The organism is Nocardia fodinahabitans, assembly GCF_052983615.1.
Window position 1 is genome coordinate 591,379 of the sequence record NZ_JBRJJC010000001.1, and the last position, 24,585, is coordinate 615,963.

Sequence of the window (24,585 nt, forward strand, 5' to 3'; positions counted from 1 at the left end):
TTGAACGATTGACCAACTTTACGAACAGGACTTGCGCGTAACCATGTCCGTGGGATGAGATCGCTCCTCGTGGTCGAAAACAACGGTGTCATCACCTCCGCGACAGGGCAGTTCGCCCGGCGCACCCTGTTCAAAGGCGGGACAGCGGCGGCCGCGGTGGTGGTACTGAGTACCGCGACGGCGCACGCGGCGAGCGCGGTGTTCCGCCACGGTGTCGCCTCCGGTGACCCGCTGCCCGGCGCGGTGATCCTGTGGACCCGGGTCAGCGTGGCCGATGACGCGGTGCCCGGCTCCGGCCTCGGCGCCCCCACGACGGTCCGCTGGGAGATCTCCGCGAGCGAGTCGTTCGCCGGGATCGCCGCCTCCGGCACGGTGACCGCCACCGCCGACGCCGACCACACCGTCAAGGTCGACGCGACCGGCCTGGCGCCGGCCACCGACTACTACTACCGCTTCACCGCCCTCGGCGAGACCTCGGCGGTCGGCCGGACCCGCACCGCGCCCGCGAACGACAGCGAGATCGACCGGCTGCGCCTGGGCCTGGTCTCCTGCGCCAACTGGGAAGCCGGCTGGTTCGGGTCCTACCGGCACCTGGCCGCGCGCACCGACCTCGATGCCGTCGTGCACCTGGGCGACTACCTCTACGAGTACGGCCGCGGCGAGTACACCGGCCGCACCGGCGCGGTGCGCGCGCACGATCCGGCGAACGAGATCGTCAGCCTGTCCGACTACCGGACCCGGCACGGCCAGTACAAGACCGACCCGGACCTGATGGCGCTGCACGCGTCGGTGCCGTTCATCTGCACCTGGGACGACCACGAGTCGGCCGACAACTCCTGGCGCGAGGGGTCCGAGGACCACGATCCCGCCGTGCACGGCCCGTGGAGCGCCCGCCGGGCCGCCTCCGCGCAGGCCTACCTGGAGTGGATGCCGGTGCGCGCCACCCGCACCGGCACCGAAGTGCAGATCTATCGCCGGTTGCGGTTCGGCACGCTGGCCGAGCTGTCGATGCTGGACCTGCGCAGCTACCGCGACCACGAGGCGGGTCCCGGCGCGGGCTGGCGCCAGGCCGACGATCCGGCCCGCACCATCACCGGCCGCGCCCAGATGGACTGGCTGACCGCGGGCCTGAGCTCCTCGCCGGCCCGATGGAAGCTGATCGGCAACTCGGTGATGATCGCGCCGCTGCTGTTCCCGCCGCTCGAGCCCGCCACCACCCAGGCGATCACCGAGGCGATCGGCGTGCCGCAGGGCGGTCTGACCGTCAACGGCGACCAGTGGGACGGCTACACCGCCGACCGGCGCACGCTGTTCCGGACCATCGCCGACAACAACGTGGGCGACGTCGTCTTCCTCACCGGCGACATCCACACCTCCTGGGCCGCCGACCTACCGCTGGACGCCGCGAACTACCCCGGCGGACCGACCGTGGGCGCGGAGTTCGTCATCCCGTCGGTCACCTCGTCCAGCGTCGGCGACCTGCTGAAGGTGCCCGCCCGCACCGCGTCGGTCGTGGCCGAGGAGGCCATCAAGGCGGCCAACCATCACCTGCGCTACATCGAGCTCGACTCGCACGGCTTCGGCGTGGTCGAGGTGACGCCGACGCAGACCCAGATGGACTGGTTCTACGTACTCGACGTCAACGACCCGGCGACCGGCGTGCGCCACGGCGCCTCGTTCGCCGTGCCCGCGGGCGGTCGGCTGGAACCGCGGCCGAACCCGGTGTACTGACAAACGCGCCACGGAAAATCGGCGCAGAATCTTCGGTGCGGCTGTCGATCGCGGCCGGTGCCACTCGTCGGGTGAGTACGGCCACCCGACCCGCGGGCAGCCCCACACGAAGGAGCACCGTCATGAGCCAGTACCTGGTCCTGATCTACGGCGACGAAGCCGCCTACGCCGCCCTGTCCCCGACCGAATTCGACGACGTGCTCAGCGCGCATCGCACGTTCCAGCAGGTCGCCGGTGACGCCAACCTCGGTGGGCACGCCCTGCAGCCCACCGGCACCGCCACCTCGATCCGCCGTACCGCCGACGGCGAGGTCGTCATCACCGACGGTCCGTTCGCGGAGGCGAAGGAAGCCCTCGGCGGCTACTACCTGCTGGAGGCACCGGACCTGGACGCCGCGATCGCGCTCGCCGCGCAGGTGCCCGCCCCGGTGGGCGGCATCGAGATCCGCCCGATCAAGGTCTTCCCGCAGCAGTGACCACGACGACGGCCGCCGCCGTCGAGCAGGCGCACCGTCGCGAGTGGGCCTTCGTGCTCGCCGCGACGGTGCGGCTGGTCCGCGACTTCGACCTGGCCGAGGAATGCGTGCAGGACGCCTACGCGACGGCGCTGACCGCCTGGGCGAGCGACGGTGTCCCGGCGGCACCCGGCGCCTGGCTGACGACGGTCGCCCGGCGCCGCGGCCTCGACCTGCTGCGCCGCGACAGCACCTTCCGCCGGACGCTGCCCCGGCTCGTCGTCGACGAATCGGTCGACGACACCGCCGACCTCGCCCTGGCCGACCTGGACGACCCCGCGATCCCCGACGACCGGCTCCGCCTGATCAGCACCTGCTGCCACCCGGCGCTCGCGCCCCAGGCCCAGATCGCGTTGACGCTGCGGCTCGTCTGCGGCGTCACCACCGCCGAGGTGGCCAGGGCTTTCCTGGTCAGCGAGTCGACCATGGCCGCCCGGATCACCAGGGCGAAGAAGAAGATCGCCGTCGCGGGCATCCCGTATCGGGTGCCGTCGGTGCGGGAGCTGCCGCAGCGTCTCGACGCGATCTGCGCGGTCATCCACCTGCTGTTCACCACCGGTCACACCGCACCCGCGGGCGATCGCCTGGTCCGCACCGATCTGGTCGAGCGGGCCCTGCAACTCGCGCGGATGATGCACGCGCTGGTCCCCGATGACCCGTCGGTCACCGGACTGCTCGCGCTGATCCTGCTCACCGACGCGCGCCGCGCCGCACGTATCGACGCGGCGGGCGAGCTGTGCACGCTCGAGCATCAGGACCGCGCACGCTGGGACCGCGCCGCCATCACCGAGGGGATCGCGTTGGTGAAACAGGCGCTGCCCCACGTGGATCGATACACGCTGCAGGCCGCCATCGCCGCCGTCCACGACGAGGCGCCCAGCTGGGCCGACACCGACTGGCCCGAGATCATCGGCCTCTACCGGCTGCTGCTGCGAGTGTGGCCGTCGCCGGTGGCCCGGCTCAACCACGCCATCGCGGTGGGACTCGCCGGCGATCCCGACCGCGCCCTGGACCTGCTGCGACCGCTGGGCGCGGAACCCGCCCTGGCGACCTACGGTTACCTCGATGCCGCCAGAGCCGCGTTCCTCGCCGACGTGGGCCGCGTCGCGGAAGCCGTCGCCGCGTACGAGGCGGCCCTGCTGCTCACCGACAACGCGGTCGAACGCGCCCATCTGCGCGGCAGGCTCACGGCACTGACCGGCTGACGCGAACGGCACCGACCGCGGGTCTCTCGCCGCTGTACGCCGTGGCCGCCGATCGCCGTCGAGCCGCACCGAGCCGTCCTCGCGGGGATCACGCGCCCTCGGCGGCCAGCTCCCGCTTCCACTCCCGGAAACCCTCCTCGGTGCGGCCGCGCCGCCAATACCCGGAGACGGACAGCCATTTCGGCGCGACACCGCGTTCCTTGCGCAGGTAGGGGCGCAGCTGCCGCATCACGGCCTCGGCCTCGCCGGGCACGAACGCCTGGACCTGGCCGGGCAGCCCGTCGGACCGGGAAGTGGGGAGCCTGCGCCGCGCGGCTACTCCGACCAGCGCTCTTCCAGCATCGCCGACACCTGCTCGGCGAAGTCACCGACCGCGTCGTCGCCGGTGACGCGCGCGTCCTCGGCCAGCGCGGACCATCGGTTGATCAGCGCCTCCGAGCGTGGCACGGACAGGCCGTGTTCGCGGGCGGTGGCGATGCGGGTGTGATCGGCGGGCAGGAACCAGTACGTCGACAGCCACACCCAGATCAGCCGGGCCTCGAGGATCCGCTCGGCGAGCACGGTGTCGTCGGCCAGCGAGGGCCACACCCCGACCACGGCCGACCGCCAGGCCTCGACCATCTCCCTGGCGCGGCTGCGCGAGAGCTCGAAATCGCAGAGGCAGCCCGGGAACGAGACCAGCGCGTAGGCGATGTCGAGGGTGGCGTCGCGGAAACCGCCCCACTCGTAGTCGAGGAAGCGGGCGCCCTCGTCGTTCATGATCACGTTGTCGGGGCACAGATCCGACGGGCTGAACGCACGGTACCGGCCACCGGTGAACAGGCGATTGCCGTGCACGATCCGCTCGGCGATCTCGCCCGGCACCTCGATGCCGAGTTCGGTCTCGAGCAGTCCCGGCACATCGGCGATCGCGGCCTGGGCCTGCTGGGCGATCCCGTCGACGCGATGCACCGAGTCGACCCGGCGCATCAGCGCCACGAAGTCGGGCTCGCGGCCCACGGTCGCCGCGTGCATCCGGCCCAGCGCCTGCGCGAAGGCCATCAGCGAATTGCGGGTGCCCGGCTCGGCGCGGGTCTGCAGCACGGAGGTGAGCAGCGCGTTGTCGCCCAGATCGGAGAGCACCAGCAGCCGGTCGGGCACGCTGTGCGCGATCAGGTAGGCGCCCGGGCGCTGTTCGCGACTGAGCGCGGTCGTGAACTGGTAGGACACCGCTTCGCGGAGGAATGCCGCATCGATGCTGGCGACTCCGGGCGCCATGCCACCGGTGCGGCGGTCCTGTGCGGAACCGCGCACCTGCTTCACGATCAGCGTGCGCGGCAACGAAAATGCGTTCTCCGCAACACGCACACGTAGGACTGTCGTCCTACCACTGCCACTGAGCTCCATCGGATCGCTCAGCTTCACCGGAGCACCCATTCGCTTTGTGAGCAACTGTTGTGCTGCGGATACGACGTCGGCGGCGCGTTCGGCCAATAGTGCGGTCATCGCCTCTCAAGCTACTCGTACCTGGTCACTTCTAGCGAGCGGTTACACAACCTTTCCGCGTCGCTCGGCGTGTTGGCACCGTGGTTGCGCGAGTGTCACTGTTCGCTTGACACACCCGACTGTCGTCGGGTTTTCTCATCGTCAACTGCAGTGCGCCACACCGCAAACCGGTTGAGTCGAAAGGTCTACCACAGTGACCGACACGCCGTACGCCGCATCGAGCGATTCACCCGGTGGGCCACCGGTTCCCGGAGGTGGCGGACAGTTCGCCGAGGGCACGGGCAGGCACGAGACACCGGGCCAGGCGAGTGCCGCGGGCCCGGGGCCGAGCAGGCATGGAATGGCCGGAGGCGCAGGGTATCCGCAATTCGAGGGTCCCGGTGCCGCGCAGTACGGCGAGGAGCCGCTCGAACCCGCGCCCCCGATTGCCGGGCCGCCCCACAGCACACCGCAGTACGGACCCGCCGGCACCGGGCCCGGTTACCCCGCGCCCCGGGCGAAACCGGACAACCCCGGGTATGCTGCCGCACCCGCACCCGGCGTGTCGGCCACCGGTGGCGGGCAGACGCCGGGTTACTACCATTCGGGAGCACAGGCCCTCGATGTGGGCCGCTCGCTGAGCTACGGCTGGGAGCGTTTCCGCGCCAATCCGGGTCCGTGGCTCGGGGTCACCGCGGTAGGTGTGCTCATCTATCTCGCGTTCCTCGCCATCGTCCAGATCTTCGAGCCCACCTCCCTGTTCACCGTGCTGTTCCTGTTCCTGGTGGTGATGGTGGCGCTGTGGCTGCTGCAGGCGGTGATGATCCGCGGCGCGCTGTACGAAACGGACGGCTATCCACCGGCTTTCGGGTCGTTCTTCCGATTCGTGAACGCGGGCAATGTCTTGCTGACGGCGTTGCTGGCGTTCGCGGCGACCCTGCTCGCCGCCTCGCTGTGCCTGCTACCCGGCCTGGTCGTCGGCTTCCTGTGCATGTTCTCGCTGCACTTCGTGATCGATCAGGACTACGGTCCGCTGGAAGCGATCAAGGCGAGCGCGCTGCTGGTGCTGGCCAACCTGTGGGCCGCGCTGCTGGTGGCGCTCACGGTCACCCTGGTGACCGTCGTCGGCGCGGCGGCGTGCGGGCTCGGCCTGTTCATCGCGGGTCCGGTGTGCGCGATCGCGGTGACCTACGCGTACCGGATGCTCACCGCGGGACCGGTCGCCCGGATCTGAGCGAGGTCAGGGGCGCCCCGGCAGCGTACGCATGCCGATCGCTGCCTTGAAGCGTTCGACCGGCCCACCGTCGCTTCCCGCGCGCGGGCGCATCCACAACACGGCGACACCGGCGATGACGATGCCGGTCAGGTTCACCGAGATCTGGCCGATCGACTGGAACGCGCGGTGCCATTCGCCGATCGTGGCCGCCACCACCGCGTATCCGGCGGCGGGCACCGTGGTCACCGAGATGAACACGCCGACCAGCGCCGCCGACTTCGAGGTGACCAGCGACAGCATGCCCGCCGCACCGGCCAGCAACGCCACGACCAGGGAGAACGGCCCGACCTGGTAGATGAAGTCGACGTTGTGCGCGTCGAGTACTCCCTCGGTGGTGATCCAGCCGATCCTCTCCCACAGCATCGTGGCCCCCGCAGTGATCCCCATCGCGATGGGGAACGCGACGACCAGCGCGATCAGCGAGCGCCGAGCCAGCCGCCACTCGCGCCGGACCAGCGCCACCGACAGCGCCGCCAGCGGCCCGAATTCGGGGCCGACGACCATGGCGCCGACGATGGTGACGGCCGAGTTCGTCGCCACTCCGATCGAGGACAGCAGACAGGCGATCGTCAGGAACGCCACGAAAGTGGCGTTGAGCGAGGACTCCTCGTGAGTCTCGGCTTGCAGCTGCTCCCAGACCACCGCGTCGTCGGGGTCGCCCGGCGCCTCGTGCACGGCGACCTCGGCGGCATCCGAGAGCACCGTCTCGACCGGGTCGAGGGTGATGCCGCCGGTGTGCACGATGCCGAGCTTCTTGATGTCGGCGAGCACCGCGTTGGCGGCTTCGCGCGCGACATCGGCCTGCACGAGGTCACCGACCGGCGCGACCGCACTGCCCCGCGCGAGCGTGACATGCGTGACGCCGGGGTCGTCCTCGAGCACCGCCAGTACCGCGTCGGTCTGCTCGGGCGGCGAGATCACACGCAGGTGTAGCACCGGTAGCCCTTCTGGTCGGCACCGCGGCACGGTGCGAGAACTGACCAGAAGGTACCGGGCTACCCCGTGGGACCGCTATTTCTCGGCGGCAACAGCTTTCGGCGCGTCGGCGGCTTTGCCCTCGCCCTTGACCTCGGGCTTGGCGTCGATGCCTGCTTCCTTGCGCTGCTGCGCGGTGATCGGAGCGGGCGCCTCGGTGAGCGGGTCGACGCCGCCACCGGTCTTCGGGAACGCGATCACCTCGCGGATCGAGTCCTCACCGGCCAGCAGCGCGGTGATCCGGTCCCAGCCGAAGGCGATGCCGCCGTGCGGCGGGGCGCCGTAGGCGAAGGCGTCGAGCAGGAAGCCGAACTTCTCCTGTGCCTCGTCGTGGCCGATGCCCATCACCTTGAACACGCGTTCCTGCACGTCGCGGCGGTGGATACGGATGGAACCGCCGCCGATCTCGTTGCCGTTGCAGACGATGTCGTAGGCGTAGGCCAGCGCCGAGGCCGGGTCGGTGTCGAAGGTGTCGATCGACTCCGGCTTGGGCGAGGTGAAGGCGTGGTGCACGGCGGTCCAGGCCGAGTAGCCCAGCGCCACGTCACCGCTGGCGGTGGCGTCGGCGGTCGGCTCGAACATCGGCGCGTCGACGATCCAGACGAACGCCCAGGCGTTCGGGTCGATGAGGTCGCACTTGCGGGCGATTTCGCCGCGCGCGGCGCCCAGCAGCGCCCGGCTCGACTTGGTCGTACCCGCGGCGAAGAACACACAGTCGCCCGGCTCGGCGCCGACCTGCTTGGCCAGACCGTCGCGCTCGGCGTCGGTCAGGTTCTTGGCGACCGGGCCGCCCAGGGTGCCGTCCTCATTGATCAGGATGTAGGCCAGGCCCTTGGCGCCGCGCTGCTTCGCCCATTCCTGCCAGGCGTCGAGCTGACGCCGCGGCTGGCTCGCGCCGCCCGGCATGACGACCGCGCCGACGTACTCGGACTGGAACACCCGGAACGGGGTGTCCTTGAAGTAGTCGGTGAGCTCGGTGATCTCCACGCCGAAGCGCAGGTCCGGCTTGTCGGAACCGAAGCGGCGCATCGCCTCGGCGTAGGTCATGTGCGCGATCGGGGTGGTGATCTCGTGGCCGACCAGCTTCCACAGCGCGACCAGGATGTCCTCGGCCAGCAGGATCACGTCCTCCTGGCGCACGAAGCTCATCTCGATGTCGAGCTGGGTGAACTCGGGCTGCCGGTCGGCGCGGAAGTCCTCGTCGCGGTAGCAGCGCGCGATCTGGTAGTAGCGCTCGATGCCACCGACCATGAGCAGCTGCTTGAACAGCTGCGGGCTCTGCGGCAGTGCGTAGAAGCTGCCCGGCTGCAGGCGCGCGGGCACCAGGAAGTCGCGGGCGCCCTCGGGGGTCGAGCGGGTCAGCGTGGGGGTCTCCACCTCGATGAACTCGTGGTGGGCCAGCACCTCGCGCGCGGCGGCGTTGACCTTGGAGCGCAGCCGGATGGCATGCCCGGGGCCCTCCCGGCGCAGGTCGAGGTAGCGGTGCTTGAGGCGGGCCTCGTCGCCGGGGGTCTCGTCGAGCTGGAACGGCAGCGGCGCGCTCTCGTTGAGCACGACCAGTTCCTTGACGTCGACCTCGATCTGCCCGGTCGGCAGCTCCGGGTTCTCGTTGCCGTCGGGGCGCTGCTCCACCACACCGGTGACCTGCACGCAGTATTCCGCGCGGAGCTTGTGGGCCTGCTCGGCCGCCTCGCCCTCGCGGAAGACCACCTGCGCGACACCGGAGGCGTCCCGCAGATCGATGAAGGTCACACCACCGTGGTCACGACGCCGGGCCACCCAGCCGGTGAGGGTGACGGTCTGACCGGCGTGCTCGCTTCGCAGCGAACCAGCCAAGTGGGTGCGCAGCACGGTATTCCTTTCGACAGACTTCCTGGGGACTCCCCGCCATCGTAGTGAGACACGATCCCCGAGTGGAAACCGATATCTCGGTCGCCATGTCAAGCTTGTGACGCATGCCCGCCGTGAGCCGCGTCCGGGGCGGTGAATCATGCTGCAGGACAGCTGGACATCCGAGCGAAGGCGAGTACCGCGATGACCTTCAACGAAGGTATGCAGATCGATCCCGGCCGGGCGTCGTCCGGCGGCGGGCCCGGCATGGGCGGCAAGCTCGCCATCGGCGGCGGTGCGGGCGGTCTCATCCTGCTGGTGATCACCCTGCTCCTGGGTGGCGACCCCGGCTCGGTGCTCGGCAACTTCACCGGCGCGCAGGACACCCAGCAGAGCCAGCCGGGCACCGCGGGTACCCCATCGCACTGCAAGACCGGCGCCGACGCGAACAAGTACGTCGACTGCCGGGTGGTCGCGACCGCGCAGAGCCTGGACGGAGTGTGGTCGCAGGAACTGCCCGAGCAGACCGGCAAGCGCTACATCGAGCCGAAACTGGTGCTGTTCTCCGGCGCGGTGTCGACCGGCTGCGGCAACGCCACCAGCGACGTCGGCCCGTTCTACTGCCCCGCCGACCAGACCGCCTACTTCGACACCGCCTTCTTCCAGGAACTCACCGACCGCTTCGGCGCCAGCGCCGGACCACTGGCCCAGGAGTACGTGGTGGCCCACGAGGTCGGCCACCACATCCAGAACCAGCTCGGCGATATCGGCCGCGCCCAGCGCGACCCGCAGGGCGCCCAGTCCGGTGCGGTCCGCACCGAGCTGCAGGCCGACTGCTACGCCGGCATCTGGGCCCACTACGCGGACAAGCAGCCCGCGCCGGGCAGCAGCCAGCCGTTCCTGAAGCCGCTGTCGGACAACGACATCCGCGACGCGCTGTCGGCGGCCAACGCCGTCGGCGACGACCGGATCCAGCGCGCGGCCGGTCGTGGCGTCAACCCGGAGTCGTGGACGCACGGGTCCTCCGAGCAGCGCCAGAAGTGGTTCCTCACCGGTTACAAGACCGGATCGGTCACGTCGTGCGATACCTATTCCGCCCGTGACCTCAACAACCCGCCCGGGCTACGCTGACCCCCAACGCGATACCGTCACATCGTCTTTCGAGGGGAATCATGCGCCTGACCATGACCGGACTGCTCGTCTGCGCGCTCGCACTGCCCGGTGCGAGCGCCCTCGCCCAGGCCGAGCCGGCGCCGCTACCCCTGGTGAGCGTGACCTCGATTCCCGACGGCTGGTCCCAGCGCACCGACCTGCGGCCGGTGCTGCAGGTCTTCCCCGACGGCACGGCGGTGCACTCCCCCGACGCGGTGAGCAAGGATCGCAAGCCCGAGACCGCCGCCAAGCGGGTCGACGGCACCGTGCCCGAGGACGTGCTCGCGGCCGCGCGCGAGGAGATCACCGCGCTGCGCGAGGTCGATTTCGGCATCCCGGCCGGTGAGGGCAAGGGCACCACGATCATCGATCTGATGCCTGCCGACGTCGAGGGCGAGACCCACCTCGTCGTCTACTCCCCCGATGCGTCCGACGGGCTCAACGACGACCAGAAGGCCGCGCGCAAGCGCTTCACCGACCTCTACAAGAAACTGGTCGACGCCTTCAAGGAAAAGCGCTGACCCGACTGCCGAATCACCGTGCCCCTCGACCGAAGTCGGGGGGCACGGTGGTTTTCGCCGGGGACCCGGTGTCTAGAACCGGTCTTCGTCGGCGTCGCGTTCGTCCTCGTGGACCGCGCCGATGACCTCGGGCGTGGACTCGCCGAGCGGGCCGGTGAGGTCGTCGTTGCCGGTGCGGCTCTGGTAGGGCTGCACGGTACGGCCGTGTTCCTCGTCGTTGTTGCCCTTGCCGCCCGCACCCGCGGCACCGCCGCCGCCCATGAAGCCGGAACCGCTGGTGCCGGTGGTGGACGTGGCGCCCAGACCCGTAGTGCCCAGGGCGGTGGACATGACGCGTCCGGCGGGCATGGCGGACCCGGGCACGGCGGTGGTGGCCTTGGGCGTCCCCGCGCTCGGGGTGCCGCCGGTGCTGCCGCCGGCACCGCCCCGCGCGGTGCCGAGCGCGCCGAGCGCGCCGCCGGTACTGCCGCCGGATCCGCCGGTGCTCAGGCCCGCGGAGGTGGTCGATCCCGGCGTGGTGGTGGTGCTGCCGGGCGTGGTGCTCGCGGCGGTGGTCGAGTCGTCGGTGGTGCCCGACAGCGCTTCCTCGGCCTGGGTCAGCAGCGGCTCGGCGATGTTCTCCGAAGCCGCCGAGAGCACTTCCTCCGGGGAAGGCAGGCCGCTCTGAGCGACCAGGTTCTGCACGACGCCGCTGAGCTGTCCGGTGTAGCCTGCCAGCTCGCCACGGGTGGTGTTGACGACCGTGACCGCGGAGCCGAGGTGCTCGGTGGCCAGCCCGATGAGGGTGGCCTGCGTCGGCGGCAGCATGATCGTCGGCGCGAGCGCGGTGGCCTGGGCGGCGAAGGTGGTGGCGATCGCCGACAGCTGCGCGTTGCCCGACTGGACGACGGCGGCGGCCTGCTCGGTCAGCGCGGAGATGTCGAAGCCGCGCTGGCTGGTTTCCTGGCCCTCGGTCTGCGCCTGCTGGCTGGCGGTGGTCGCCGCGTCGGAGGCCTCGCCTTCCCACAGTTGCTGAACGGTCTTGAGGCCGCCCTGGGCGACACTCATCGCCGATTCGATCAGCGAGGAGGAGTTGCTCAGCAGGGTGGTCGGATCGAGCGAGCCGAAGACACCGGTGCCGAAACTGCTCAGCAGCTGCAGGATCGGATCGAACAACGAGTCGATGCCCGGCAGCGCCGGAATCGAGACCCCGTTGAGCAGCGCGGAGACCGGGTCCTCGGTCAGTGTCGTCGACGCCGCCGACGAACTGGTGGAATTCGCGGTGCTCGCGGTGCCGCCGGTGGCCGCGCTGGTGAGCGCGCTCTTGGCCTGGTCGAAGGCCGTCTGCGCGGTGGCGAGCGCGGGCCCGGCGACGAGGTTGACCGCACTCTGCGCGTCGCTCAGCGCGGCGGAGGCATCGGTCGAGATGCCGGACAGGATGTCCTGCGCGTCAACGGTGCCGCCGGTGCCGAGGCCGGACAGTCCGGAGAGCCCGGCCGGGGAGACCGCGGCGTTCTGGGCATCCTCGGTGATCTTCTGCGCGAGGGTGAAGACCGGCTCCGTACCTGCCTCGAGATCCTCGGGCAGCTGCATCAAGGGAACGTCGAGGATCGCCTGGGCGCTGTAGTCGACGGGGACGACACCCAGCGCAGACTGGGTGGCGGCATCGGCGGTGGCCAGTGCGGTGTCGGGGGTGATGACGCCCGCGTCACCGGTGCTCAGCGGCTTCATGCCAGGCCTCCGAGCCCGGCGGCCTGGCGCGCCAGGTCGGCGGCGTTGGCAGCGTCGGTCGCGTCGAAGGTCACCGACGATGTGAAGGCGGCGTCGGACAGCTTGGCGAACTTGGCCGACAGATCGTTGATGTCCTTGGCCTGCAAGGCCTGCGCGGCCGCGAACATGGCCAGGTAGTCGGCGCCGATGAGCCCGAACACCGGGGTCATCGCGGCGACGTTGCCCGCCGCATCGGTGATGCCCGCCGCGGCGATATCCCCCGCCACGGTCGCGTTCGTCGCCGCGAACGCGGTGACGGCATCGGTATTGACCGAGAGATCGGTCATGCGAAACCCCCCAACTCGTCGTGAAAGTCCTGCTCTGCGAGCGCGATCGGCGGCCGCGGAACTCCCTACGCGCCCGCGCGAGGGCGCAGTGCGCCAAATATAGCCGAACACCCCGACCTCGATCGAGCCGTGTCGGCTTCGATCCGCACCATCCGCTTTCAAAACTAGAACATGTTCTATATCCTCGGCGGAATGAAGGTCGCAGTGACCGGCGCAGCCGGCTACCTCGGTACCAACCTGATCCCGCAGCTCCTCGAACGTGGCCACGAAGTGGTGGCCATCGATCGTGCTGCGCCGACCACGTCCGATCCGGCCGTCACCTGGGTTTCCGGTGACGTGCTCGATCCGGCGTCGATGCGCAGCGCCCTCGCGGGCGCCGAGGTGGTCTACCACCTGGTCGCACTGATCACCCTCGCCGAGAAGAACGACCTGGCCTGGCGGGTCAACACCGAGGGTGTGCGGGTCACCGCGGAGGCCGCGCTCGAGGCGGGCGTGCGCCGGTTCGTCCACACCAGCTCCATCCACGCCTTCGATCAGTACCGAGCGGGCGGGCATATCGACGAGACCACGCTGCGCTCCACCGATCCGGGCCTCCCGGTCTACGACCGGTCCAAGTGGGCGGGCGAGCAGGCGCTGCGGCCGGTGATCGAGCGCGGCCTGGACGCGGTGATCGTCAACCCGACCGGCGTGTACGGCCCGGCCGACCACCCGAAGAACCTGTCCCGGCTCAACCGCACCGCCGCCGAGGCGATGCGCGGCCGCATGCCGGTGATGATCGGCGGCGGTTTCGACCTGGTCGACGTGCGCGATGTCGCGCACGGTCTGATCCTGGCCGGTGAGAAGGGCCGCACGGGCGAGAACTACCTGCTCGGTGGCTACATGACCGCGTTGATCGACCTGTGCCGGATGGCCGCGGCGCACACCGGCGCCAAGGGTCCGCGATTCGCGATTCCGGCCAAGGCGCTGGGCGCGGTGCTGCCGGTGGTCGAGCCGATCAGCAAGCGGCTCGGCTCCGACATCCTGTCCAAGGCGGCACTGGGCGCGATCCTGTCGGCCCCGATCGTCGACCACGGCAAGGCCGAACGCGAGCTGGGCTACCACCCGCGCCCGACCGAGGAAACCGTCGCCGACCTGGCCGAGTTCCTGCGCGCACCGCGCAACGCGTAGTCCGAGCCACCTCACCCCGGCGCCGTCATGGCCGCGCGGAGCATCTCCGCGGTAGCCTGCTGACCGGCGGCGTTGGGGTGCACCGGGGTCGCGTTCGCCTGGGCGGGGAGGACCGGTTCGACCCAGCGGGTCGCGGGATCCCGACAGGCGTCGTGCCCGATGGCCGGGGTGTAGATGTCGACATAGACCGCGCCGTTGGCCTCGGCCTGGCGCCGCAGCGCGGCATTGAGTTCACGTTCGACACCCCGCGCGTACTCGACGTCGGCCGTGCTCAGCGGCATCTGCGGATAGCAGTTCCCCGCCTCCGGCAGGACCGCCGGATAGCCGACCACATACACCCGCGCGTTCGGCGCCAGCTCCCGGATCCGCCCGATCGCCGCGCCCATCGCGGGCTCCCCGGCCGCGATCTCGTCGCTGAACCGCGAACCCTGGCTGTCACGACACGGCGCCCCGATATCGCCGGCATTTCCCGCGTTCAGCGCCGAACAGGTGATGACCATGGTCTGGAACAGATTCCCGTCGTTGCCACCGGCCTGATAGCTGACGATCCGTGTCCGCTCCGACAGCGCGTCGAATTGCGGTGGCTGATCGGCATATTGGGCCGTGGTCATGTGTACGGTCGCCGCCGAGGCGCAACTGACATCGGTCAGTTCCCACCCGGTCGCCGCCGCCAGCCGATGGGGAAAGTTCTGCGCCGACCGCGTGCACAGCGGCGGGCTACCGGGCACGGGATCGAGCAGACCGGGCGCGGCGGTATAGGAGTCACCGAGCGCGACATAGCTCACCGCGGGCGCAGAGACAGCACCCGGAAACAGCAGCCCGAGCACGAGCTGCGCGACGACCGCACCGAGCAACGGTCCTACCATCGAACACTTCTCACCGAGTCACCGCGGATCGCGGGACCGCCGGTCCGCCACCTGCGATTCTACCGCTGGAGCGATCGCGTGACTCCCCACGCGGGCCAGTTTCCGCGGTGCGTTCGTATCTGTCCTGGAGGTGGGCAAGATCGGACGTCACGGACCTCGGAGAAGAACCCGGCCTCAGGGACTCCTGCACACCAAAGGTAAGGGCTCCAAGATCGCATTGGGTGCCGTTGCCGCCTGCGGTCGGCCGCGCGATCGACCGAGCTATCGACGGCCCGGTGCGCGGCCCGATTCGATGACACCGTATTCGACACGCGGATATCCGACGGAGCGACAGGCTAGGACCGGCGCAAGAACAGGTTGAGTGCGGCAGACACGTTGCTCCGAACAAGTTCTTCCGGTTCGGTGGCCAGCACCGTACGCATTGGTTCGACGCTGCTTTCGGCGCCTGGCAGGGCGAAGATGGCGCAGCCCGCAGCGTTGCGAACGTCCCAATCGCCGTCTTCTCGAACGAGTCGGAACAGCGCCTCCCGGCACTGTTCGGCGAGGGTCGGCTCGGAGAAGTCCAGCAACGGAATCGCCTGAATTGCTTCGACCCGAACCAGGTCGTCCTCGGCGATGCTGTTTGCGATCGTGAGCAGGAACGGTCCCAGCACCGGCGAATCTGCCGTGCTGGGGATCAGCAGCCGCAACGCTTGGAAACGATCGTCAGCGGTCAGTTGGCCGAAGCAGTCGATCAGTTCGCGGGCTGTCAGCTCGGCAGGCATAGCTCGACTATAGGGAGAGGGTTGACCCGCGGAGTATCGAGCAACTGGCCACACCTGGTAGGGCTTGACGATGTGTCGAGAGCCATCGGACTGACCATTCACTGAACATCCTGTACTGCCGCATACCGCCCGTTCGCAGTGGCAGATGCGCCGATCAAGGACAGATATGGTGGTCAGCGACCCGGCGAGCCCAGAGACACCGGGTACGGCGACTTGACACCATATCGAACACATGTTCGACTCAAGAGATGCGGTGGCAAGCGCAGACTCTCGATGCCGAGGACGGCGCCCTGCCCGGATTGACCCGGGCGGGGCTGGTCCGCACCGTCCGCACGCCCGAGTTCGACGGCATCACCTTCCACGAGGTGCTGTGCAAAAGCGCGCTGAACAAGATGCCGGAGAGTTCGTCGCTGCCGTTCCGCTGGACGATCAACCCGATGCGCGGGTGTTCGCACGCCTGTCGCTACTGCTTCGCGCGGGGCAGTCACGAGTACCTGGGGCTGGACGCGGGCGAGGACTTCGACTCGCAGATCGTGGTGAAGACGAATGTGGCGGCGGTGCTGCGCAAGGAGCTGACCCGCCGGTCCTGGCAGCGCGAGCCGGTGGCGCTGGGCACCAATACCGACCCGTATCAGCGGGCTGAGGGGCGCTACCGGCTGATGCCGGGCATCATCGGCGCCCTCGCCGATTCCGGGACGCCGTTCTCCATCCTCACCAAGGGGCCGCTGCTGCGCCGGGATCTGCCGCTGCTCACCGCGGCGTCGCGGCGGGTGGAGGTGAGCGTGGCGGTGTCGATCGCCATCCTCGACCAGGAACTGCATCGCAGCCTGGAGCCGGGCACCCCGGCACCCCGCGCGCGCCTGGATCTGGTCCGCGCCCTGGCCGACGCCGGCTTCGCCGTCCACGTCATGGTGGCGCCGGTCATCCCCTGCCTCACCGACAGCCGCGCCCACCTCGACGCCCTGTTCGCCGCGATCGCCGACGCGGGCGCCGACAGCGCCACGGCCTTCGCCATGCATCTGCGCGGCAGCACCCGCGACTGGTTCCTCGGCTGGCTGGCCACCGAGCACCCGGCGCTGCTGCGCCGCTACCGTCAGCTCTACGGTCGCGGCGGCAATGTCGCGCCCACCTACAGCACCTGGCTGCGCGAGCGGGTCGACCCGCTGCTGACCGCTTACGATCTGCGCCGCCCGCAGGGCCGGACCATTCCGGCGACGCCGGTGCCGGTGCCGCCGAGCGAGCAACTCGCTCTGTTCGGGTGAGGGTCAGCCCGCCGCGGCGAACCCGAGGTCGATGACCGCGTCCCGCTCGGCGACCAATTCGGCGACACTGGCGGCGATCTTGGCGCGCGCGTAATCGTCGAGGTCGAGATCGTCGACGATGCGGTACCCGCCGCCGACACAGGTGACCGGGAACGAGCTGACGAGACCTGCCGGCACGCCGTAGGAGCCGTCGGAGGGCACGGCCATCGAGGTCCAGTCGTCGGCGGGCGTACCGAGGACCCAGTCGTGGATGTGGTCGATGGCGGCGCTGGCCGCGCTGGCGGCCGAGGACGCGCCGCGGGCCTTGATGATCGCGGTGCCGCGCTGCTGCACGGTCGGTACGAAGACCTCGCGCACCCACTCCGGCTCGACCAGTTCCGGCGCGGGCTTGCCCGCGACGGTGGCGTGCGTCAGGTCGGGGAACTGGCTGGCGGAGTGATTGCCCCACACCGCCATCCGGGCGATGTCGGCCGCCGGGGCGCCGGTGTGCGCGGCCAGCTGGGCGATGGCGCGATTGTGGTCGAGGCGGGTGAGCGCGGTGAAGCGGTCGGCGGGCACGTCGGGGGCGTTGCGCATCGCGATGTAGGCGTTGGTGTTGGCGGGATTCCCGACGACGAGCACCCGCACGTCCGATGCGGCGACCGCGTTGATCGCGGCGCCCTGACCGGTGAAGATCGGCCCGTTCGCGGCGAGCAGGTCGCCGCGTTCCATGCCGGGGCCGCGCGGCCGCGCACCGACCAGCAGCGCCACGCTCGCGCCGTCGAATCCGACTGCCGGGTCGTCGGTGATCTCGATCGAGGACAGCAGCGGGAACGCGCCGTCCTCGAGTTCCATCGCGACACCTTCCAGCGCCCGCACCGCGGCAGGCACCTCGAGCAGCCGCAACCGCACCGGGGCGTCGTGCCCGAGCATCGCGCCCGCGGCGATCCGGAACAGCAGTCCGTAGGCGATCTGTCCCGCACCACCGGTGACGCTGACGGTGACCGGAGTGCTGCTGGCTGGGTTGCTCACGACCGACTCCTCGCGCTGGACGACTTGGCGTCTCCCACGCTAATCAGTCACCCGGCCGGGAACCTGTATCCGTGAGGCAGAACACGACGCGGCTCAGACGAGCTCGGCGACCTCGGCATCGGTCAGCACGACCGGCGACACCGCGTCCTTGGCCCGGACCAGTCGCACGCCGCGATACAGCGGCCGCTCCCCCAGCCCGGCATCGCGTGCTTCGGCCCGCAGCTGCTGCACCAGCACCTCCGACACGGCGACGGCGGCGGCGAGCTCACTGGCGGCGAGCGCGTCGGCGAGCTTGCGCAAGCCGAGCAGATGCAGTTCGCGTCCGCTGCCTGCGTCGGTGTACATCGCCAGCGGCACCACCTGGGTGTCGGCGCCCACGGTCACCTTCAGCACGATCCGGCTGAGCCTGCCGGGGTACACCAGCAACTGCACGCCGGTCGCGCCCGCGAGGTCGATGCGCCGCTCGCCGAAGAGCCGATGGGCGCGGATCTCGGTGCCGCTCAACCACATCCGCCTGCGCCGGAACGCGAACACGTAGCCGATGGTCGGCACGGCCACGACCAGTCCGAGGACGATCGCGTACGGCCAGCTCAACCAGACCGCCGACAGCAGCGTCACCCCGACGCCGACACCGATCGCGGCCAGCGCGAGCCTGCGCAGCATCGGCGCGAACACCTCGGGCGCGACCAGGTCGATGCCGACCGGTTCCGTCGCCGCCCGCCCCGACTCCCCGTCCACCATGTCCCTCTCCACCGGTCCGGCCCGTCCGGTCCCCAGGCGCGGTCAGACTACCGCGCCCGGGACCGCCGGGCTCAGTGGCCGAGCGCGGTGCGCAGCACCCCGACGACCTCGCCGAGCGGCACCTGCCGCTGCTCGCCGGTCGCCATCTCCTTGACCCCGATCGAGTTCTGCTCGAGATCGCGGTCGCCCAGCACCAGGGTGAACTTCGCGCCGGAGCGGTCGGCGCCCTTCATCGCGCCCTTCATCCCGCGCCCGCCGTAGGCAAGGTCGACGCTGATGCCCGCGCCACGCAGCGCGCCTGCCAGCGTGACCAGCCGCGCCTTGGCGACATCACCGAGCGCGATGCCGTACACCTGGCAGCGCGCCGGATCGGCCGCGGTCTTGCCCTCGGCCGCCAGGGCCAGCACGGTCCGGTCGACGCCGATGCCGAAGCCGATGCCCGACAGCGGCTGCCCGCCGAGCTCGGCCATCAGCCCGTCGTAGCGGCCGCCGCCACCGATGCCGGACTGCGCGCCCAGCTGGTCGTGCACGAATTCGAAGGTGGTCTTGGTGTAGTAGTCCAGGCCGCGGACCATGCGCGGATTCACCACGTACGGCACACCGAGGGCGTCGAGGTGGGCGAGCACCTGCTCGAAGTGCGTCTTCGCCGACTCGGAGAGGTGGTCGATCATCAGAGGCGCGTTCGCCGTCAGCTCGCGCACCTCGGGCCGCTTGTCGTCGAGGACGCGCAGCGGGTTGATCTGGGCGCGACGGTGGGTCTCCTCGTCGAGCGGCAGCCCGAGCAGGAACTCCTGCAGCAGTTCCCGGTACTGCGGGCGGCAGGTCTCATCGCCCAGCGAGGTGATCTCGAGGCGGAAGCCGTCCAGGCCGAGACCGCGGAAGCCGGCGTCGGCGATCGCGATGACCTCCGCGTCCAGCGCGGGGTCGTCGACGCCGATCGCCTCGATGCCCACCTGCTGCAACTGCCGGTATCGGCCGGCCTGCGGGCGCTCGTAGCGGAAGAACGGACCGGCGTAGCACAGCTTCAGTGGCAGCTGGCCGCTCTTGTCCAGGCCGTGCTGGATCACCGCGCGCATCACGCCCGCGGTGCCTTCGGGACGCAGGGTGAAGCTCTCGCCGTTGCGGTCGGCGAAGGTCCACATCTCCTTGCTGACCACGTCGGTCGACTCACCGACACCACGCGCGAACAGGGCGGTCTGTTCGAATACCGGCAGCTCGATGTGCCCGTACCCGGCCAGTCGGGCGGCGTGGATCAAGCCGTCGCGCACGGCGACGAACTCGGCCGAGCCGGGCGGCACGTAATCCGGGACCCCCTTCGGGGCGGTGAAGCTGCTGGTCTTGGTCACGATCATCCAGTTTTCCCCACGGGCGCCCCTCGAGTCCAACCGGTTACCCTCTAGACGAACCTGACGACACGGGAGGAACGCGGTAGTGCCGAGTAACGAACAGCGACGGGCGGCGGCCAAACGCAAGCTGGAGCGCCAGCTGGCACGACGGGCCGAGCAGGAGAAGAAGCGCAAGCGCCTGGTGATCGCGGGCTCGGTACTGGGTGTGATCGCGGTCGCCGCCGCCGTGACCGGCGTGTACTTCCTCACCAAGGGCGGCGACGAGGCGGATTCCTCGGCCACGGCGAGCACCTCGGCCACCAGCAAGCGGGAGCTACCCCCGGCCGCCGACGCGCCCGCGGTCGCCGCCAAGCCGGCCACCGTCACCTGCGCCTACCCTGTCGGCGCCGAGCCCGCGAGCAAGCCGGTGGCGCCGCCGAGCACCACCACGGTCGCCTCCGGCCCCGACGCGCCGAAGACCAAGGTGTCCATCGACTCCACCCAGGGCCCGATCGGTCTCGAGCTCGACAATGCCGAATCGCCGTGCACCGTCAACAGTTTCGTGAGCTTGGCGCAGCAGGGCTACTTCGACAGCACCAGCTGCCACCGCATCTCGGCCGAGGAAGGCTTCGAGATGCTGCAGTGCGGTGACCCCACCGCCAGCGGCATGGGCGGACCGGGCTACAGCTTCGCCAACGAGTACCCGACCGATCAGTTCCCCACGACCGATCCGGACAACGACCCGGCGCTCAACAGCCCGATCAAGTACAAGCGCGGCGTGATCGCGATGGCCAACTCGGGTCTGACCCCCGAGGGCACCAACGGCAGCCAGTTCTTCCTGGTCTACGGCGACACCATCCTGCCGCCGAAGTACACGATCTTCGGCACCATCGACGAGGCGGGACTCGCGACGCTGGAGAAGGTCGGCGCCGCGGGCGACGACGGCTCCATGTCGGCCGGTGGCGGCAAGCCCAAGATGCCGATCAGCTTCAACACCGTCAAGGTGGGCTGACACCCGCTCGCACGGCAGACGACGGGCCGGACGCCAGCACGGCGTCCGGCCCGTTTCCGGTTTTCCGGCCCCGACACCGCCAGAAGATCATCAGAGGCAAGCCAATCCTATTGTTCATCCGGCCGACCGCCTCGCCCGCCGTATTTTCTCCCTCGCCACTCCACGTCCACCGAAACTTCTCGACACCTCCCTTGCGTGGCTCTGCCAGACATACAGTCGTGTCCTTCGCGCGGTAGGCTCAGATGTCCACTTCCACAGCAGCATCGGGGAGCAGTCATGGCGGAACTCGACGACATCGGCAGCGAAACGGCGTCCATGATGCGCACCATGCTGCAGATGGCCACCCTGGTCGCCCTCAAGTCGCGTGAGCACGGCCAGAAAGAGGCCGAGGCCCGCGCCAAGGCGGTCGAGGCGAAGATGAAGGAAGCCCGCGAGCTGCAGGTCCGCGAGGCGCGCGAGCTGAAGGCCAAGGACCCGCGCAATCTCGAACTGGTGCAGATGATGTCGGTCGGCGCCAAGTCGACCCAGCCGCGGGGACTCACCCTGGAGAAGGACCCGTCCTCCCCGTTCGCGGCGGGCGCCACCGCGGGCGCCGCGCAGGCGCCCCAGCTCGGCTACGACTCCGTCGAGCGCCGCGCGGCCATCGCCGCCCATCTCGAACGGGCGGGCGTGGCACCGGAATTGGCCGAGGTGCGGATGCTCGTCGAGATGGGACAGGGCATTTCGCCGGATGAGGCGATCCGCCGCACGAACGCGGGCGCCCGCCGCACCGGTCTCGAACGCGGCATCGATCCGCGCGGCCTCGAACGCGGCCGCTGACCGCTCGTCGCCGCCGGGCGGCCGGAGGACCGGCCGCCCGCGACGATCACCGCCTGGCTACAGCGTCGGCTTGGTCTTGAGCCACGGCTCGGTGACCTCCGGATCGGAGAACATCTCCTGCTCCGCGCCTTCCTGATCGCGCAACGGCAACGGATCCAGCATGCTCTTGTGCCCGTTGCGCACGCTGCAGTACTTGAACGGCCCACGGGGATCGAACAGCTTGGCCATGTGGTTGTCGGCGTGGTCGAGGAACCACACGCTGATCCCCGGCCCGCCCTCCAGCCGGTAGTGCTCCCAGGCCTGCCACAGCGCGTCGAGCCGGATGACCGCCTCGGTGTGGCGCCACCATTCGGGGCACCACACGGTGTCGCTGATGTCGGTGACCTGCCTGCGGTACACCTTGCTCAGGTAGCCGTTGACGAACTCCACGACATTGGGATAGCCGTTGGTGAGGTCGTTGGTTCCGGGCTTCTGCTGATTCACAGCGGCTTGACCTCCTCGACGTCGCCGTACTGCTCCGGCGGAGTGGTATTCGACAGCACCGGCGTTCCGATCAGATCGTCGATGCGGGTCTTGCGGGTCGGATCGTTGTACTCGATCGACTGTTTGACCGCCTCGGCGTACTCCCCCTCCCACCAGGGCACGGTCCGGACCAGCACCGCGGGCTGACCCGAGGTGAACACCACCGCGCGTCCGCGCGGCAACGTGGCCAGGCCCTGTGCGGAGAAGGTCACCGAGGAACTGAGCGAGCGCGAGTAGCTCTTGCTGGTGCCCGACTGCGACATCGACTGCGAGATGGAGTCGTACTCGCCGATCGCCTCGGACCGGTCACGCAGGAACGCCATGTCGTCGACACCGCTGCCGAGCACCTTGATGTTGGCCGCCGACCACAGCGCGCTCATGCCCGCGTCGCCCCAGCAGCGCGCACCCTGGGCCCAGGACTGCAGCACCGTCATCACTACGATGCCGCGCGAGCCGAAGTGGCTGTACTGCTTGGGCAGATCCTTCCAGCGCACCACGTTGGCCGCCTCGTCGAGCACCGCGAGCAGCGGAATCGGCAGCCGGCCACCGGACGACAGCGAGGCCTTGCGCATGGCCACATCGATGACGGCCTCGGTCAGCGCGCTGACCAGCGGCGCGGCCGACCCACGGCCCTCCAGCGACAGGCAGTAGAGCGTGCCGTTGCGCTCGATGAATTCGAGCTCGTCGAACTGCAGCCGGTCGCCGCTGCCGCGGGTGATCCACGGGTGCACGTTCGACATCTGCAGGCAGCGGACCATCTTCTTGGCCGTGCCGAAGATGCCGCTCTTGGTGCGCTGTTCGGCGTTGTACTGCATGGCCAGACCGGAGGCGGTGAAGTCGTGCCCGGCGCCACGCAGATGCTCGATCGGCTCACTGTTCTGCGGGTTGGTCACCCATTCCCACACCTGGGTGATCGGCTTGCCCGCGATCGCCGCGGCCAGGAACAGCCCCGCCAGCAGGTCCTCGGCCTCGGGGTCGAAGAAGCTGTCGGTGTTATCGGCGCCGCCGCTCTCGGCGTCGGCGAAGTGGCCCGCCAGCCGGGCCGCCCGCATCTCGCAACCTTCCTTGCGGTGATCGACCCAGGCCAGCGGATCCCAGAACCACACCGGATGTTCGCCTGCCACGCCCTGCGGGTCGAACACGAAGGTCGCGCTGCCCTTGGCCTCGCGCACATTCCGGGTCGCGTCGACCACGTCGCGCTTGTTCGAGGTGGTCAGCACCGGACCGATGGCCGACAGGATCGCCGGGATCACGCGCGAGGTGGACTTGCCCTGGCGCGGGCCCCAGATATCGAGGTGCAGGTCCTCGTAGGAGCCGTAGAGCGGGGAACCGTCGGCGACGGCGACGCCGATCGGCACGCCGGGCGCGTCGTTGGTGCCCAGCCGCACACCGAGATCGAGGGCCTTCTGCCGCACCCCGGCCTCGGTGATCGAGGCGATGGCACTGCCGGTGCCCATGTGATCGGCCTTGTCGTCGATCGACAGCCTGCCCTTGACCGCGCGCTTCTTCATCTGCTTGCGGACCACCACGTAGGCGATGGCCGCGGCGATCACCAGCAGCACGATCACCGTGGACGCCCGCGGCCAGTGCAGTTTGCCGCGCGCCAGATCGGCGACCACCGCGATCGGGTTGGCCGGAATGTTCTGCGGCACCACCGCCAACGCGTTGCCCAGGTGCAGCGCGACGGCGAGGGTGATCAGCGTCGCAAAGCCGAACACGATCAGGATCAGCGTCGTGTCGGGTCCGACCGCGGCCGGATCCGTCACCTTCTTCTTCGCCACGTGTGCCTCCTTGTGGACCTTGTCGGATGGTGGTGGGTGCTCAGCGGAACGCGTCGAGGCGCCAACCTTGCGGCGTCTGCACCACGGTCGCGATGACCGTGCTCGGCGGGAGGGCCTCGGACCGCCCGTTCGGATAGACGACCGTCTGCTCGATGCCGATCTTGTACTGCGCCACCGCGGGATCCGCGCTGGCCGGTGCCTTCTCCCCCGAGGCGAAGGCGAATGCCTCCACGTGTGCCTTCGCCTTCGCCCAGTCCGCCCACTGCAGCGACGGTTTCGGCGTGTCGGTGGTCCCCGCCGAACTGTCCAGCATACGTATCATGCTGGGCCCCAGCCATTTTCGCGCGCGTTGCAGGGACTCGCCCGGTTGCTCGGTGGCCGGGTTCCAGGTGTAGATCTCGCGCAGGGCCACGACCGCGACGCCGTCGGCCGTCGTCGGGTCGACCGTGGCCGCGGCTTCGAGCAGCCGGGTGGTCGAAGCCGCCGAGTCCGGGCGCGCGGCATCGGGATCGCCGCCGCAAGCGGCGACCGGAAGCAGGACCGCCACGAGCATCACCGCCGGAATTGTGCGGATTCGTGTTCTCTTCCACCAGGTTATCCCCGGTGCCGG

23 protein-coding genes and 1 pseudogene are annotated in these 24,585 nt (G+C 69.8%); 10 read left to right on the plus strand and 14 right to left on the minus strand.

All coding sequences use genetic code 11. The features are described 5' to 3' along the window. Window positions 1-54: 54 nt before the first annotated feature. The 3 genes from NV348_RS02765 to NV348_RS02775 all read left to right on the plus strand — a co-directional run bounded on the left by NV348_RS02765 (window position 55) and on the right by NV348_RS02775 (window position 3,451). Window positions 55-1,731: an alkaline phosphatase D family protein gene (locus tag NV348_RS02765; RefSeq protein ID WP_447145542.1), complete on the plus strand. Its 1,677-nt coding sequence runs from the start codon at window positions 55-57 to the stop codon at window positions 1,729-1,731. 122 nt (window positions 1,732-1,853) lie between these two features. Further along, complete coding sequence (locus tag NV348_RS02770) at window positions 1,854-2,207, plus strand: YciI family protein (RefSeq protein WP_447145543.1); 354 nt, start codon at window positions 1,854-1,856, stop codon at window positions 2,205-2,207. Further along, window positions 2,204-3,451 (plus strand): RNA polymerase sigma factor, encoded by a 1,248-nt coding sequence (locus NV348_RS02775; protein WP_447145544.1) that lies wholly within the window; start codon window positions 2,204-2,206, stop codon window positions 3,449-3,451. The genes NV348_RS02770 and NV348_RS02775 overlap by 4 nt, the downstream gene beginning before the upstream one ends. An 88-nt stretch (window positions 3,452-3,539) precedes the next feature. On the opposite strand, the pseudogene NV348_RS02780 reads toward NV348_RS02775, so the two are convergent. Both NV348_RS02780 and NV348_RS02785 read right to left on the minus strand, forming a co-directional pair. Beyond that, a pseudogene (locus tag NV348_RS02780) lies at window positions 3,540-3,770 on the minus strand (SIP domain-containing protein); the annotation flags it as partial. Next, window positions 3,767-4,936, minus strand: a complete 1,170-nt coding sequence (locus NV348_RS02785; RefSeq protein ID WP_447145545.1) for a phosphotransferase family protein — start codon at window positions 4,934-4,936, stop codon at window positions 3,767-3,769. The gene NV348_RS02785 and the pseudogene NV348_RS02780, both read right to left, overlap by 4 nt. A gap of 193 nt (window positions 4,937-5,129) precedes the next feature. On the opposite strand from NV348_RS02785, the gene NV348_RS02790 reads away from it, so the two are divergent. Beyond that, window positions 5,130-6,149 carry a DUF2189 domain-containing protein gene (locus tag NV348_RS02790; protein ID WP_447145546.1) on the plus strand — a complete coding sequence of 340 codons (1,020 nt, stop codon included), beginning with the start codon at window positions 5,130-5,132 and terminating at the stop codon, window positions 6,147-6,149. Between the two features lie 6 nt (window positions 6,150-6,155). Here the strand turns inward: NV348_RS02790 and NV348_RS02795 are convergent, their stop codons facing one another. Both NV348_RS02795 and aspS read right to left on the minus strand, forming a co-directional pair. After that, a complete protein-coding gene (locus NV348_RS02795) occupies window positions 6,156-7,127 on the minus strand; it encodes a DUF389 domain-containing protein (protein ID WP_447145547.1) in 972 nt (323 codons plus the stop codon). 75 nt (window positions 7,128-7,202) lie between these two features. Then, window positions 7,203-9,017 carry an aspartate--tRNA ligase gene (gene aspS / locus NV348_RS02800; RefSeq protein ID WP_447145548.1) on the minus strand — a complete coding sequence of 605 codons (1,815 nt, stop codon included), beginning with the start codon at window positions 9,015-9,017 and terminating at the stop codon, window positions 7,203-7,205. A gap of 183 nt (window positions 9,018-9,200) precedes the next feature. On the opposite strand from aspS, the gene ypfJ reads away from it, so the two are divergent. After that, window positions 9,201-10,127: a KPN_02809 family neutral zinc metallopeptidase gene (gene ypfJ / locus NV348_RS02805; protein ID WP_447145549.1), complete on the plus strand. Its 927-nt coding sequence runs from the start codon at window positions 9,201-9,203 to the stop codon at window positions 10,125-10,127. Between the two features lie 41 nt (window positions 10,128-10,168). Beyond that, window positions 10,169-10,669 (plus strand): hypothetical protein, encoded by a 501-nt coding sequence (locus NV348_RS02810; protein WP_447145550.1) that lies wholly within the window; start codon window positions 10,169-10,171, stop codon window positions 10,667-10,669. 72 nt (window positions 10,670-10,741) lie between these two features. Here the strand turns inward: NV348_RS02810 and NV348_RS02815 are convergent, their stop codons facing one another. Together NV348_RS02815 and NV348_RS02820 are read right to left on the minus strand one after the other, a co-directional pair. Then, window positions 10,742-12,379 (minus strand): hypothetical protein, encoded by a 1,638-nt coding sequence (locus tag NV348_RS02815; protein WP_447145551.1) that lies wholly within the window; start codon window positions 12,377-12,379, stop codon window positions 10,742-10,744. After that, the gene (locus NV348_RS02820) at window positions 12,376-12,705 is read right to left on the minus strand and encodes a type VII secretion target (protein ID WP_447145552.1); all 330 of its coding nucleotides are present in this window, start codon (window positions 12,703-12,705) and stop codon (window positions 12,376-12,378) included. Before NV348_RS02820 ends, NV348_RS02815 begins: the two co-directional genes overlap by 4 nt. Before the next feature lie 192 nt (window positions 12,706-12,897). On the opposite strand from NV348_RS02820, the gene NV348_RS02825 reads away from it, so the two are divergent. After that, window positions 12,898-13,872, plus strand: a complete 975-nt coding sequence (locus NV348_RS02825; protein WP_447145553.1) for an NAD-dependent epimerase/dehydratase family protein — start codon at window positions 12,898-12,900, stop codon at window positions 13,870-13,872. An 11-nt stretch (window positions 13,873-13,883) separates the two neighbouring features. On the opposite strand, the gene NV348_RS02830 is transcribed toward NV348_RS02825, so the two are convergent. Together NV348_RS02830 and NV348_RS02835 are read right to left on the minus strand one after the other, a co-directional pair. Beyond that, window positions 13,884-14,738, minus strand: a complete 855-nt coding sequence (locus NV348_RS02830; protein WP_447145554.1) for an SGNH/GDSL hydrolase family protein — start codon at window positions 14,736-14,738, stop codon at window positions 13,884-13,886. A 335-nt stretch (window positions 14,739-15,073) separates the two neighbouring features. Further along, complete coding sequence (locus tag NV348_RS02835) at window positions 15,074-15,502, minus strand: HEAT repeat domain-containing protein (protein ID WP_447145555.1); 429 nt, start codon at window positions 15,500-15,502, stop codon at window positions 15,074-15,076. Between the two features lie 248 nt (window positions 15,503-15,750). On the opposite strand from NV348_RS02835, the gene NV348_RS02840 reads away from it, so the two are divergent. Continuing rightward, a complete protein-coding gene (locus NV348_RS02840; RefSeq protein ID WP_447145556.1) occupies window positions 15,751-16,764 on the plus strand; it encodes an Rv2578c family radical SAM protein in 1,014 nt (337 codons plus the stop codon). A 3-nt stretch (window positions 16,765-16,767) separates the two neighbouring features. Here NV348_RS02840 and NV348_RS02845 read toward each other — a convergent pair whose 3' ends face one another. The 3 genes from NV348_RS02845 to hisS all read right to left on the minus strand — a co-directional run bounded on the left by NV348_RS02845 (window position 16,768) and on the right by hisS (window position 19,862). Then, the gene (locus NV348_RS02845) at window positions 16,768-17,775 is read right to left on the minus strand and encodes a malate dehydrogenase (protein ID WP_447145557.1); all 1,008 of its coding nucleotides are present in this window, start codon (window positions 17,773-17,775) and stop codon (window positions 16,768-16,770) included. Between the two features lie 93 nt (window positions 17,776-17,868). Then, complete coding sequence (locus tag NV348_RS02850; protein ID WP_447145558.1) at window positions 17,869-18,516, minus strand: hypothetical protein; 648 nt, start codon at window positions 18,514-18,516, stop codon at window positions 17,869-17,871. Window positions 18,517-18,587: 71 nt separating this feature from the next. After that, entirely contained in the window at window positions 18,588-19,862 is a 1,275-nt protein-coding gene (gene hisS, locus NV348_RS02855) for a histidine--tRNA ligase (protein WP_447150914.1), read from the minus strand. 85 nt (window positions 19,863-19,947) lie between these two features. Here hisS and NV348_RS02860 point away from each other — a divergent pair, with 85 nt between their 5' ends. Then, complete coding sequence (locus NV348_RS02860) at window positions 19,948-20,853, plus strand: peptidylprolyl isomerase (protein ID WP_447145559.1); 906 nt, start codon at window positions 19,948-19,950, stop codon at window positions 20,851-20,853. Between the two features lie 276 nt (window positions 20,854-21,129). Then, window positions 21,130-21,672 carry a hypothetical protein gene (locus NV348_RS02865; RefSeq protein WP_447145560.1) on the plus strand — a complete coding sequence of 181 codons (543 nt, stop codon included), beginning with the start codon at window positions 21,130-21,132 and terminating at the stop codon, window positions 21,670-21,672. 57 nt (window positions 21,673-21,729) lie between these two features. Here NV348_RS02865 and NV348_RS02870 read toward each other — a convergent pair whose 3' ends face one another. The 3 genes from NV348_RS02870 to NV348_RS02880 are packed head-to-tail and all read right to left on the minus strand — an operon-like array spanning window position 21,730 to window position 24,528. After that, the gene (locus NV348_RS02870; RefSeq protein ID WP_447145561.1) at window positions 21,730-22,155 is read right to left on the minus strand and encodes a DUF4913 domain-containing protein; all 426 of its coding nucleotides are present in this window, start codon (window positions 22,153-22,155) and stop codon (window positions 21,730-21,732) included. Next, the gene (locus NV348_RS02875) at window positions 22,152-23,975 is read right to left on the minus strand and encodes a type IV secretory system conjugative DNA transfer family protein (RefSeq protein ID WP_447145562.1); all 1,824 of its coding nucleotides are present in this window, start codon (window positions 23,973-23,975) and stop codon (window positions 22,152-22,154) included. The genes NV348_RS02870 and NV348_RS02875 overlap by 4 nt, the downstream gene beginning before the upstream one ends. Before the next feature lie 40 nt (window positions 23,976-24,015). After that, on the minus strand, window positions 24,016-24,528 hold the full coding sequence (locus NV348_RS02880) for a hypothetical protein (protein ID WP_447150915.1): 513 nt from the start codon (window positions 24,526-24,528) through the stop codon (window positions 24,016-24,018). Between the last annotated feature and the right edge of the window lie 57 nt (window positions 24,529-24,585).

Excerpts from the sequence above, each read along its gene's own strand:
- NV348_RS02820 (WP_447145552.1), bottom strand. The coding sequence starts at position 12,705 with ATGACCGATCTCTCGGTCAATACCGATGCCGTCACCGCGTTCGCGGCG.
- ypfJ (WP_447145549.1), top strand. The coding sequence starts at position 9,201 with ATGACCTTCAACGAAGGTATGCAGATCGATCCCGGCCGGGCGTCGTCC.
- NV348_RS02840 (WP_447145556.1), top strand. The coding sequence starts at position 15,751 with ATGCGGTGGCAAGCGCAGACTCTCGATGCCGAGGACGGCGCCCTGCCC.
- NV348_RS02850 (WP_447145558.1), bottom strand. The coding sequence starts at position 18,516 with ATGGTGGACGGGGAGTCGGGGCGGGCGGCGACGGAACCGGTCGGCATC.
- NV348_RS02810 (WP_447145550.1), top strand. The coding sequence starts at position 10,169 with ATGCGCCTGACCATGACCGGACTGCTCGTCTGCGCGCTCGCACTGCCC.
- NV348_RS02830 (WP_447145554.1), bottom strand. The coding sequence starts at position 14,738 with ATGGTAGGACCGTTGCTCGGTGCGGTCGTCGCGCAGCTCGTGCTCGGG.
- NV348_RS02835 (WP_447145555.1), bottom strand. The coding sequence starts at position 15,502 with ATGCCTGCCGAGCTGACAGCCCGCGAACTGATCGACTGCTTCGGCCAA.
- NV348_RS02825 (WP_447145553.1), top strand. The coding sequence starts at position 12,898 with ATGAAGGTCGCAGTGACCGGCGCAGCCGGCTACCTCGGTACCAACCTG.
- NV348_RS02815 (WP_447145551.1), bottom strand. The coding sequence starts at position 12,379 with ATGAAGCCGCTGAGCACCGGTGACGCGGGCGTCATCACCCCCGACACC.
- NV348_RS02865 (WP_447145560.1), top strand. The coding sequence starts at position 21,130 with ATGGCGGAACTCGACGACATCGGCAGCGAAACGGCGTCCATGATGCGC.
- NV348_RS02785 (WP_447145545.1), bottom strand. The coding sequence starts at position 4,936 with ATGACCGCACTATTGGCCGAACGCGCCGCCGACGTCGTATCCGCAGCA.
- NV348_RS02880 (WP_447150915.1), bottom strand. The coding sequence starts at position 24,528 with ATGCTCGTGGCGGTCCTGCTTCCGGTCGCCGCTTGCGGCGGCGATCCC.
- NV348_RS02765 (WP_447145542.1), top strand. The coding sequence starts at position 55 with ATGAGATCGCTCCTCGTGGTCGAAAACAACGGTGTCATCACCTCCGCG.
- NV348_RS02770 (WP_447145543.1), top strand. The coding sequence starts at position 1,854 with ATGAGCCAGTACCTGGTCCTGATCTACGGCGACGAAGCCGCCTACGCC.